Source organism: Mesorhizobium sp. WSM4310 (assembly GCF_007003935.1).
In the GTDB taxonomy this organism is placed as follows: domain Bacteria; phylum Pseudomonadota; class Alphaproteobacteria; order Rhizobiales; family Rhizobiaceae; genus Mesorhizobium.
Window position 1 is genome coordinate 142,010 of the sequence record NZ_VFTA01000016.1, and the last position, 10,971, is coordinate 152,980.

Below are 10,971 nucleotides of genomic sequence, written 5' to 3' on the forward strand. Positions count from 1 at the left end.
TGCGGCGCGAAGTCGCGACACAGACTGCAACCCGGGGACTCCATTTCGGTAACACTAGCCGGCCGCGTATTACCTTCGATGCCGCCGATGGCTACTCTTGCCCCTGCGGATGAATCCATGCCCAGCAGCTCTTCGCCGCAGTGTCTTGAGTCTGCGGCCAGACGGCGAGCTTTGCGCCGGCCGGAAGCTGCCGGAGGAGCGTGGGCGCCAGTAGCAGGCTCGACATGGCCACGGGAAGTTTGACAGACGTGGCCAGTGCAGCCTGGCACCAGATACTGAAGCCGCAGTCCCTGGTTATCGCGACGGCTCCGCGCTCAACCAACCGCCTGGCAGCTGCAATGTAGGCCGGCTCGAGAGAGGCATCGCCAGGACTGACCCTCTCCGCCAAAGCCCCGGCCGCGGTCTCTATTATAATTGGGAAGTCGAAGTTGCCGGGTTGAAGACCGACCCCGATGCGGTGGCGGAAATTCACCAGGGCGCAAGTCCGATCTCCAGCCTGTGATTTTTGCAACACTGGCCATCCAATGAGGATCCAACTGCCGTCTGATCGTGACAATTCAGCTGCGTCAAATGCCTTTGCCGCCAAGATGGCGCGTATCGTCAGGTTGTGCTGACCAAGCTGGGACGCTCTACGAGCGCAGGAATCCTGCATTCGCCTGACGCTTCCGGCTCGGTTGCAAGGCTCGGGAATAGTAATGACGAAACAGTGGATCAGCACGCCGTAAGCCCAGTGCAAAAAATGCGGGCTTCGTGCCGAACCTTTTTTTGGAACGGCGGGCGCGGATCTCATCATTGAGATTACCGGAAAGCCTGTCCGGACTTTTCCGAAGCCGCACTGTTATCCTGTTCGAGAGCGACGCATCGATGGTTCCTTTCCCCGCCTCATCGACAAGCTCACCCGTGTCCACTTGGCTCATCCACGACGACTTCGGCAACCATGCTCTCTCCGATCAGCAGCGCTTCCACCTCTTCGAAAATCGTCGAGGAGCGCTATCAGAGAAAATCCACCCTGATCACCGCCCAGGTCCCCGTGGCAAGCTGGCACGACCTTATTAACGACAGCACGGTCGCCGACGCTATACACGACCGCTCGTGCACAATGCACACCGCATCGCCCTTCAGGGCGAGAGCATCCGAAGAAAAAAGCCTCGGCCCTCTTGACCGACTCCGAGAACACCGAAATCAATCAGCCCTACAGCAACCAGGCTGCCGAGGACCAACCTCGACGAACTGTCGGACTTTTGTGAAAACGCTGTCCGGGAATTAGCGGAATCGCTGTCCAGCTTTTGAAGCGCGCAATAACACTATGGCCGTCATCGAAATGAGCAAGGCGAAGTGCTGATTGCCGCGTTTGTTCCGGGATTAAGCGCCAGCCTCTCAAGAAGATTTATGCCGACTCGCCATCATTGTTGAAACTGCTGCAGCGCTCGCACGTTGAAGCCGGCCAGGCCGGGCATACGATTATGCGGATCGCCTTCGCCCAACTTCAATTCTGGACGCCAGGGCTCGATGTAAGGGACCGGCGAGCGTCAAAAGACTGCGGATGGGTCGCCGCTCGTCCCCTGGGATACGATCTCTGTCGGATTTTGTCGCGCCTGCGACATAGTGGTTGTGCGGGCCAGTTTAGTACCTGATATGACCGTAAGTTTGATATCAAACTCAAAGCACTGGCCGACGTGCATTTTGCGAGGTTGGCACGGTTTTTGAAGCGATCATTTCGCGTCGGAGCGCTCTCATCCGCCGGTTATCATCTGTTTTGGCATAAACCCTGCATAAGGCTTTATTGATGGTACCGCAACCCAACTCGCCGTCTTTCGAGCTACTTGGGCAAAAAGAGCACCGCCAGCGGAAAGGGTCGGGAACCGGAGAGGGAACCGGGTGGTGGACCTATGTTTGTGGAGGGGGTTGTGAAAAGGGTCAGCCATGGTGCTTCGAGCCTCTTGTACTCGTGCAGGTCGTCAATGTTGATATAGCGGTTGGCCTCCATCCAGTTTTCATTGGTTTCGTGACAGCAGACAAACGTCAAAGGAGATAGCTCATGCGAGTAGCCATCGTAACGAACAGTGATTTCAACGGTGTGATTAACCGGTTCGGTCAGCCTTGTCCGCAGCCGCCGCAGCCTTGGCCGCATAGCGGCACGTTGGAAGATGTGGTGGCGGCACTTCAAGAGGGCGGCCACGAGACGGTAGTGTGTGAAGGCGATAAAGGACTGCTCGCCAGTCTCGAGCGGTTCATGCCACCTGATCCGCAAGGTCGCCCCTCGGGAATGGTCTTCAACTTGGCGGAGGGAATTCAGGGCGAAAAGCGTTACACTCATGTTCCTGCCATGCTTGAGATGGCCGGTGTTCCATACACTGGATGTAGCCCCTTCGGGATTGGGCTGACGGGAGACAAAGTCATTACCAAAATGCTCATCCGCGATCAGGGCGTGCCGACTCCGAACTTTCGCGTGATGCGTCGCGGCACCGAGAACACCGGCGACCTGAGATTCCCAGTGGTAGTGAAGCCGCGGGAGGAGGACTGCAGCTTCGGATTGCAGATCATACATGAACACTCTAAGTTGCGGCAGGCCGTCGAAGTGATCGTCACGCAGCATGCTCAGGATGCGCTAGTGGAGGAATACATCGAGGGGCGGGAAATCTGCGTTGCGTTGCTCGGAAACGGGGAGCCCGAAGTTTTGCCTCTAGTGGAGCAGGACTTCGGTGACCGCGAAACGCGTGTTATGAATTGGGATGCGAAGTACGTGGCGGCCGCAGCGGTGCCCAAGATTTGCCCGGCGAAAATCGAGAGCGGGCTTGAGACGATGTTACGGGATATTTCGGTTGCGACCTTCCGTGCCTGCCACTGCCGGGACTATGCCCGCGTCGATTTCCGGATCGATCGCTCAGGCCAACCGTTTGTCCTAGAGATGAACTCGGTGCCGGCCCTTGGTATACACTCCAGTTATGGCACAGCTGCAACGGCCGGCGGACACAGCTTCGTAAGCTTGATCAATCGCATCCTCAATGTCGCCCACACCCGCTATTTCGGAATCGGCGTCTCATAGTGGATTGATCGGATCAAAAGAGTCCGATTTCGGGATTCCGTTTTGCGGTTTGGCGTGCGAGTTAGATGCATGCGCAATAGCATCCCCCTTCACCGTTTTGGCCAGCGACCGTCAGCGCCTGCAAGCGCTCGTCGCGGCGCCAGGAAGCCCGCAAGCACGTTCGGGGGCCGCATCGTCGCGCTGTGCTTCGAACCACGAAGCCAAAGCATACTTGGACCACCGGCTAGGTCGAGCGAATGAACCGCACCATCAAGGACGCGACGGGCAAGCGTTTCCACTACGACGATCATGACCAACTGCGTCGGCATCTTGCCGACTTTGTTGCGGCCTACAAATTTCGGCCGCAGGCTGAAGGCCCTCAAAGGTCTCACCCTACGAGTTCATCTGCAAGGCATGGGCTTCCCAGCCCGAGCGCTTCACTCTCAATCCGCTCCACCAAATGCCTGGACTTGTCTATTCGGCGTGTTGAAGTCAATCCCATTCAAGCTTCCTAGGCTGACCTGCCGACGCGATTATCCTAGCCTGATTGATGTAACCGCGGCGTCAAACCGAGATACGGCCCCACGTCCTTCGAATTCCTGAAGGGGGCAGGAATATCGACCGTGGCGTTGAAACCCAGTGCAACGATAGGGCCGACGCCCAGCACGGTCATCAACCGCCTGCAAACCGTGTCACCCCTCACGATCGACAACAGTCTTTCGTGTAGCACCGTGAACTGCTCGCAAAGTTTCCGACGGGCGGTGAGCAACGTCTCCATGATGTCTCGAGTTCCGGAATGTCACCGGAAGGGTCCCGGATGCGATCCGCGAATTTGCCGGCCGTCGACAATGCCAACTTTGAGACCGAAGTTACGAAACAGGCCACGGATGTCGTTCTCGATGGCGATGGCCTTTTCCTGAAGCGACTTGAGGGCCGTCAGCAGCGCCCGGCGATTCTGGGTCGTCAGCGTCTTGACAGTAAGACCGTATGTCCGCCTCTGCCGATGAGGTGGCTCGCCCTACACTGCGCGTCCGAGGGTTGCTCGGACGGGCCGAGCCGATCCTCACCACAGGAGGACGAGCCGTGGCGGATTATAGAGAAGCATTTGTCGGAATCGATGTTGCGAAGCTTAAGAACGCTATTGCGATTGCGGAGGCAGGCCGGGAAGGAGAGGTTCGGTTCTTCGGTGAGGTCGACGCGTCGGCGACCAGCATGCGGCGGGTCATAGGCCGGATCGCCAGCCGCTTTGATTACGTGCATTTCTGCTATGAGGCTGGGCCGACCGGGTACGGCCTTTATCGCCTGATCCGGTCGCTCGGGCACGAGTGCACCGTGGTTGCACCATCATTGATACCAAGGAAGCCCGGCGATCGGGTGAAGACGAACCGTCGAGACGCCATTTCCCTTGCCCGACTATTGCGCGCCGGCGAGCTGACCGCGGTGTGGGTTCCCGATGAAGGGCACGAGTCCATACGGGATCTTGTTCGCGCGCGGGCGGGCGCGGTCGAGACGCTGCGGGTCCATCGCCAGCAGGTGAGCGCATTCATGCTCAAGCACGGCCGTAGCTATCCGCGAAAGAAGAGCTGGACGATGCGCTATCTACGCTGGCTTCAGGAACAAGGTTCGATCATCCCGCGCATCAGATCGCACTCCAGGAGATGGTCGAGGCGGTGCGCGTCTCGAAAGAGCGGGTCGAGCGGCTGGAGCGTGTGATCGAAGAGTTCGTCCCGGCCTGGTCGCTGGCACCGATCGTGTGGGCGCTTCAGACATTGCGTGGGGTAGACCTAATTGTCGCCGTGACGTTCGTCACCGAAGTCGGCGACGCCAGCCGGTTCGAAAGCCCACGCCAGCTCATGGGATATCTCGGTCGGGTCCCCGGCGAGCGCTCAACCGGGGAGACAGTCCGGCGCGGCGGCATCACAAAGGCAGGCAACGGTCGGGTTCGCCACATGTTGGTCGAGAGCGCCTGGACCTATCGACATCCGCCCAAGGTCGGGAAGGCGAAGCTATACCGGTTGGAGCAGGCGTCACCGAAGGTGCGTGAGATCGCCTGGAAGGCGCAGTCCCGCCTGACAGCCCGCTACCGCATGCTGAGCGCTCGGGGCAAACGGACAACGGTCGTCTGCACCGCGATCGCCCGTGAACTGGTCGGCTTTATGTGGGCAGTCGCAAGGGAGGCGCGCGTCACCTGATCGCTCGCCGCGATGGCGCACATATCGCGCATGGGCGGAGGCGGGACCACGGCAGGGGAATGCCCGTCAGACGCTTTGTGGCCGGCAAATCGACCGACGCCCGCAGTAAGATAGGAACAGCCCCGGACGCACAATCGGGAATGCGGTAGCCAACCCGCGCATCAGAGCTTGATCACCGACGTCCTTCAGTTCCGCCTCCCCACCCATGCGCGATCATCAGAATGAGCAGCCGTTCCTCGGATCGGGCGACCTCATGCGTTCCAAACCTTGACAGCGGACATCAGAGCGGTGTTTCCGGACCACCTTTCGGGAGTGGTCGCGATCTGTGAGGTTGCCGATCCTGTATTGGGATCGGAGATCGGCTTGTGTCTGGACTTGACCTTACGCTTGACCCGGAGCGGCAGCTTCGGCGTTTCGAGGTGATCAACGGTGCCGGCGGTCGGCGTCACTGGTCGGTGGATGACAAGGCGCGGATCATCGCAGAGACGCTGGAGCCGAATGCGATCATTTCCGAGGTCGCCCGCCGTTATGGTCTCAGGCCGCAGCAGGTCTTCGCCTGGCGCCGCGAAGCGCGCAAACAGGCCGCTTCGGTGCAGCAAGATTCTCCTGCCTTTGTGCCGGCGGTTGTGGCGGCGGCGGAACCTGCAGCCAGCCGTTCACCGAAGCAGCGGAAACGGCAAGCCACCCGAGATGCCGGCATGATCGAGCTTGAGATCGACGGCATCGCGATGCGCGTCGGCCGGGGCGCCGATACCAAGACGGTGGCCGCAGTGATCCGCGCGCTGAAGGCGACGTCGTGATCGGGCCGACGGGTGCGGTCAAGGTCATGGTGGCGACGAAGCCCGTCGACTTCCGCAAGGGTGCGGAGGGATTGGCGGCGCTGGTGCGAGAGACAATGGGGGCCGATCCGTTCAGCGGGGCCGTCTACGTCTTCCGGGCGAAGCGGACTGACCGGATCAAGCTGATCTTCTGGGATGGCACCGGGGTTTGCCTGCTAAGCGTTTGGAGGATGGGGAGTTCCGCTGGCCGAAAGTGCATGACGGCATGATGCGGCTGACGGCCGCGCAGCTCTCGGCGCTACTCGAAGGTCTCGACTGGCGGCGAGTCCATGAGGCGCGCCGGACCCGCGTGCCAGCCCAGGCGGGCTGACCCGCGACGAAGTGAATCAGCCTAGATTCCGCTGTCGCGGGCTGTCGGCGAATATGGTCTGATCCGTTCATGGCGATGACGGCTGACCAGCTTCCCGACGATCCGGACGCGCTGAAGGCGATGGTCCTGGCGCACGACGTCGAGAATGCCCGTCTGATTCAGATCATCAAGGAATTGCAGCGTCACCGCTTCGGCCGGCGTGCCGAGACGCTCCCCGAGGATCAATTGCTGCTGGGGCTCGAAGAGGCGGAGCAGATCGAGGCCGCCGGTGAGGAAGAGAAGGAGCAATCTGCTCCCGCCGAGCGGCAAGCAAAGGCCACGAGGCGCCGGGCCAACCGGGGCGCGCTGCCACCCCATCTGCCGCGCGTGGAGATGGTCGTCGACATCGAGGACCATGCCTGCCCATGCTGCCGCAATGGCTTGCATCGGATCGGCGAGGACGTGAGCGAGCGGCTCGACATCGTTCCGGCGCAGCTGCGTGTAATCGTCGTGCGCCGGCCCAAATATGCCTGCCGCGCCTGCGAGGACGTCGTGGTTCAGGCTTCCGGCGCCGGCCCGGCTGATCGAGGGTGGTCTTCCGACCGAGGCAACGGTCGCCCAGGTGCTGGTCTCAAAATATGCCGATCACCTTCCGCTCTATCGTCAGGCGCAAATCTACGCCCGGCAGGGTATCAATCTCGATCGCTCTACGCTCGCCGACTGGGTCGGCCGCGCCGCCTGGCACCTGCGTCCGGTGCATGAGCGGCTGCTTGGCAAGCTGAAGTCCTCGGCAAAACTCTTCGCCGACGAGACGACCGCGCCGGTGCTCGATCCCGGCCGCGGCAAGACTAAGACAGGTCAACTCTGGGCCTATGCCCGCGATGACCGACGATGGGAGGGGAGCGACCCGCCGGGCGTCGCCTATGTCTATGCGCCGGACCGAAAGGCCGAGCGTCCGATCGCTCATCTCGCAGGCTTCACCGGAATCTTGCAGGTCGACGGCTATGGCGGCTATCGCGTGCTGGCCGACAAAAGCGGCGTCACGCTCGCCTTCTGCTGGGCGCATGTCCGTCGGCGCTTTTATGAACTGGCAGCAGCCGGTCCCGCGCCGATCGCCAGTGACGCGCTGAGACGGATCGCCGAACTCTACAAGATCGAGGATGACATCCGTGGCCGATCGGCCAACGAGCGCCGCGCGATGCGTCAGGACAAAAGCCGCGCCATCGTCGCCGATCTCGAACCCTGGCTGCGTGAGAAGCTCGGCCTGATCAGTCAGAAGACCAAGCTCGCAGAGGCAATCCGCTACACGCTCTCACGCTGGGAAGGCCTCTCGCACTTCCTTGACGACGGCCGCATCGAGATCGACAGCAACACCGTCGAACGCTCGATCCGTCCGATCGCAATCTCGGGGTCATTCTGCCCATGTTGGGCAGGAGGTCGAAGTCCCGTGCGCAGCAATGGATCTGGGCTCCCCGCGCGCGTCGCTTGCTGCACTGCTTGAACTGAACAAGCTCTTGATCCAGCGCCGTTTCCGGCGAGGCTCTCCGGATGGTTTCATCATCGGGGAGACTCAAAATGAGAACCTTGCCGCCACCGACACGATCTCTCGTGATCGTTCGCCAGCTCAGCATGCGCTCGACTCGCACAAGCTAGTCGGGCTGAGCGCAGCGCAACGAACGATCGTGATCGCCCGGCTCGCCAATGTGCTGATGGCCGCCGCCGGTATCGTGACGGAGGAGAGCCGCGATGACGAGCCGTAATCTGATTCCGGCCACCATCCTCAAGCGCAAGGCCGTTGTCTATGTACGTCAGTCCACGCAGGCGCAAGTGCAGCTCAATCTTGAGAGCCAGCGTCGGCAATATGAGCTGGTCGACGTCGCGCGGCGCTGGGGATTCCGCAAGGTTGAGGTGATCGACGAGGACTTGGGACGCACCGCAAGTGGAGCTGTGGAACGTCCCGGTTTCGAACGCCTGGTCGACGATCTGTGCACCGGTCATGTGGGCGCTGTGCTTTGCCTGGAGGCGTCCCGCCTGTCTCGCAACGGACCGGACTGGCATCGGCTGCTCGAGTTGTGCGGCGAAGTCGATGCACGGGTGATCGATCTGGACGGAGTCTACGATCCGGGACTGCCGAACGATCGCCTGCTGCTCGGCATGAAGGGGAGCATAAGCGAGTTCGAACTCGGGGTGCTGCGTGCTCGCATGTACGAAGCTGACCGCGCCAAGGCACAGCGCGGCGAACTGCGCATCTCTGTGCCCTTCGGCTACGTCTGGCACCGGGATTACGGTCTCGGGTTCGATCCCGATATACGCCTGCAGGAGACCATTCGCCTGATATTCGCGCGTTTCCGCGAACTCGGCAGTGCCCGCCAGGTCCTGATCTCGATGATCGACGATGGCGTGCATTTCCCCAGACCCTCCGACGGCAAGAAGATGGTGTCCTTCGCCTGGGTTCCGGTCCGCTACCGCAACGTGATCTCCGTCCTGAAGAACCCGTTCTACGCCGGCGCTTATGTCTATGGTAAGAGCGAGAAGCGCACCGAGATCGTGGATGGCCGCGTCCGCAAGAGCTATGGTCATTACAAGCCGGCCAGCGATTGGGCGGTGGTGCTCAAGGAGCATCACGAAGGCTATATCGGATGGAGCGAGTACGAACGGAACCAGGAACTTCTCGCCGCCAACGCCTATGGCAAAGCCGGCGGCGTCAAGTCGGGCCGCGGCGGTCGCGCGTTGCTCCCGGGTCTTCTCTCCTGTGGTCGATGCGGGCGAAGACTGGTTGTCACGTATGCCGGACGTGGCCAAGGTTACCCGGTCTATCGTTGCGAGAACACCATGATGGCGCAGGCGCGATGCATGTCGTTCAACGGCTTTCGCACCGATGCGGCGGTGGCCCGCGAAGCCTTGGAGGCGGTTGCGCCGATGGCGATCGAGGCGGCGTTGGAGGCTGAACAGATGCAGCTGGAGAGCGAAGCCAGGCGGCGGCAGATGATCGAGATGGACCTGCAGCAGGCACGCTATGAGGCATCGCTCGCCGAGCGCCGCTACGCCGCCTGCGACCCGGAGAACCGGCTTATAGCGGCCCAGCTCGAGAGGAACTGGGAAGCTAGGCTCAGGCGCGTGGAGACCTGCGAGGCCCGGCTCAGTGAAGTCCAGCGTATGGAGCCTGTCGACGCGATCCCTGACTTCACCGGCCTCGCCCAGGATCTCGAAGCCGCCTGGAATGCGCCGGGTGTCGATATGCGGTTCCGTCAGCAACTGCTGCGCGCGCTCATCAAGGACATTGTGGCGGACGTCGATGACGACGCGCGCGATGTGATCCTGACCATCCATTGGCATGGGGGCCAGCATTCCCAGGTAAGGGTTCGCAAGTCCAAATCCGGAGAGCATGGCCAGAGTACGCCTGAGGAGGCTCTGGCGGTCATGCGATCCATGGCAACGCGATGGTCGGATGCCGAAATCGCCGCCACACTCAACCGCATGGGCATGAAGACGGGTCAGGGAAAGACCTGGACGGCGCGACGCGTCCAATCCCTGCGCACGGTGCACAAGATCAGCGGCTATCGGTCTTCCGACAAGAACGGCGAGTGGCTTACCATGTCGGACGCGGCCGCGAAGCTTGGCGTGTCGCACGTCAAAATCCGCCGGTTCGTCAGGGACGGCATATTACCAGCCGAGCAGGTCATGCGCGGCGCGCCCTACCAGATCCGCGCCAGCGACCTTGAAGATGAACGGATCAAGGCCGATTTGGCGCGCAAATCTCCGCGTATCATCAACGACGATAATCAGAAATCGCTGTTTCCCGCCATTTGAAGAGGGGGTGCATAATGAATCAGTCTTCGCGCTCAACCGCAAGAACGCGCTCTTCGCAGGCTCTGACGGCGGCGCCGAACACTGGGCAGTCATCGCCTCGCTGATCGAAACCTGCAAGCTCAATGGTGTCGAACCGCTCGGCTTATCTCGCCGATGTCCTCACCAGGATCGTCAACGGCCACCCCAACAGCCAGATCGACGATCTCCTGCCTTGGGTCTACATCAACAAGCTCGAGCTCAAGGCCGTGGCCCGAGAATACCGCTTACTCTTGACATGCACGGGCCGGAACAGGTTAACCCGCATATCTGCGCGATGCCGCGAGCATGGTTGCGGTCGGTCTTGTTGACCTGTGCCTTGAGAACGCCTTGGAATGACGGGGCTCGATACAGGTCACGTAGTCCGGCTGCCGCCAGACCAACCATTGGGATAAGGGGCCGGCTTCAAGCCTGATCCGGGCGAGATTCCATGCGGGGTTCTTCAATGCGTCAGCAAGATCGTCCGGATGACTAGCAACCTTCATCTCTCGGCAAATTCGGCGCCCTTCTCACGATGCAAACGGTGGTCTCTTTCACGGAGACGTCCAGTCCGGCATAATTTTTCATGCTGCGCTTCCTTTCCTGATGCTTGTGGCTGTTCACACAGACCACGTTTTGTCATCATCTCGAAGCGCAGCACTTCAAAACAACCCGTTCAAGGCGGGGGGCAAAGCCGAATACCACAATCTAAACACCTAGCGATGCTGTTCAAATTCGCCTTGCCGGCATGGGACCCCATCGCTGTCATCACAGGAAGCAGTACGTGGGAGGGGAACTGCT

Annotated in this window: 7 protein-coding genes and 6 pseudogenes; 10 read left to right on the top strand and 3 right to left on the bottom strand. The window is 60.9% G+C overall.

Features of this window, described 5'->3' with window-relative positions; translation table 11 throughout:
- Nucleotides 1-629: 629 nt before the first annotated feature.
- Nucleotides 630-935: a hypothetical protein gene (locus tag FJV80_RS35620; RefSeq protein WP_164548505.1), complete on the bottom strand. Its 306-nt coding sequence runs from the start codon at nucleotides 933-935 to the stop codon at nucleotides 630-632.
- 2 nt (nucleotides 936-937) lie between these two features.
- Between FJV80_RS35620 and FJV80_RS18705 the strand changes: the two genes are divergently transcribed.
- The 3 genes and pseudogenes from FJV80_RS18705 to FJV80_RS18715 form a co-directional block, all read left to right on the top strand.
- On the top strand, nucleotides 938-1,267 hold the full coding sequence (locus FJV80_RS18705) for an ATP-binding protein (RefSeq protein ID WP_272482847.1): 330 nt from the start codon (nucleotides 938-940) through the stop codon (nucleotides 1,265-1,267).
- Nucleotides 1,268-2,038: 771 nt separating this feature from the next.
- Complete coding sequence (locus FJV80_RS18710) at nucleotides 2,039-3,046, top strand: ATP-grasp domain-containing protein (RefSeq protein WP_063169333.1); 1,008 nt, start codon at nucleotides 2,039-2,041, stop codon at nucleotides 3,044-3,046.
- Between the two features lie 188 nt (nucleotides 3,047-3,234).
- Nucleotides 3,235-3,515, top strand: a pseudogene (locus FJV80_RS18715) (integrase core domain-containing protein); the annotation flags it as partial.
- Nucleotides 3,516-3,563: 48 nt separating this feature from the next.
- Here the strand turns inward: FJV80_RS18715 and FJV80_RS35130 are convergent.
- Entirely contained in the window at nucleotides 3,564-3,803 is a 240-nt protein-coding gene (locus FJV80_RS35130; RefSeq protein WP_063169335.1) for an IS110 family transposase, read from the bottom strand.
- Nucleotides 3,804-4,012: 209 nt separating this feature from the next.
- Between FJV80_RS35130 and FJV80_RS18725 the strand changes: the two are divergent.
- The 7 genes and pseudogenes from FJV80_RS18725 to FJV80_RS18750 form a co-directional block, all read left to right on the top strand.
- Nucleotides 4,013-5,217 (top strand): annotated as a pseudogene (locus FJV80_RS18725) (IS110 family transposase).
- A 419-nt stretch (nucleotides 5,218-5,636) separates the two neighbouring features.
- Entirely contained in the window at nucleotides 5,637-6,017 is a 381-nt protein-coding gene (locus FJV80_RS18730; protein WP_199489649.1) for a transposase, read from the top strand.
- Nucleotides 6,014-6,366, top strand: a pseudogene (gene tnpB, locus FJV80_RS18735) (IS66 family insertion sequence element accessory protein TnpB). Before FJV80_RS18730 ends, tnpB begins: the two are co-directional and overlap by 4 nt.
- A gap of 69 nt (nucleotides 6,367-6,435) precedes the next feature.
- A pseudogene (locus FJV80_RS18740) lies at nucleotides 6,436-7,753 on the top strand (IS66 family transposase); the annotation flags it as partial.
- Between the two features lie 49 nt (nucleotides 7,754-7,802).
- Nucleotides 7,803-8,105: a hypothetical protein gene (locus tag FJV80_RS34585; protein WP_063169337.1), complete on the top strand. Its 303-nt coding sequence runs from the start codon at nucleotides 7,803-7,805 to the stop codon at nucleotides 8,103-8,105.
- On the top strand, nucleotides 8,092-10,155 hold the full coding sequence (locus FJV80_RS18745; protein WP_063169338.1) for a recombinase family protein: 2,064 nt from the start codon (nucleotides 8,092-8,094) through the stop codon (nucleotides 10,153-10,155). The genes FJV80_RS34585 and FJV80_RS18745 overlap by 14 nt, the downstream gene beginning before the upstream one ends.
- Before the next feature lie 28 nt (nucleotides 10,156-10,183).
- Nucleotides 10,184-10,376: pseudogene (locus tag FJV80_RS18750) on the top strand (transposase domain-containing protein); the annotation flags it as partial.
- Nucleotides 10,377-10,420: 44 nt separating this feature from the next.
- On the opposite strand, the pseudogene FJV80_RS35135 reads toward FJV80_RS18750, so the two are convergent.
- Nucleotides 10,421-10,758 (bottom strand): annotated as a pseudogene (locus FJV80_RS35135) (IS110 family transposase); the annotation flags it as partial.
- Nucleotides 10,759-10,971: the final 213 nt, after the last annotated feature.

Coding starts and splice junctions, on each gene's coding strand:
- FJV80_RS18705 (WP_272482847.1), top strand. CDS start 938: ATGCTCTCTCCGATCAGCAGCGCTTCCACCTCTTCGAAAATCGTCGAG.
- FJV80_RS18710 (WP_063169333.1), top strand. CDS start 2,039: ATGCGAGTAGCCATCGTAACGAACAGTGATTTCAACGGTGTGATTAAC.
- FJV80_RS35130 (WP_063169335.1), bottom strand. CDS start 3,803: ATGGAGACGTTGCTCACCGCCCGTCGGAAACTTTGCGAGCAGTTCACG.
- FJV80_RS34585 (WP_063169337.1), top strand. CDS start 7,803: ATGGATCTGGGCTCCCCGCGCGCGTCGCTTGCTGCACTGCTTGAACTG.
- FJV80_RS18745 (WP_063169338.1), top strand. CDS start 8,092: ATGACGAGCCGTAATCTGATTCCGGCCACCATCCTCAAGCGCAAGGCC.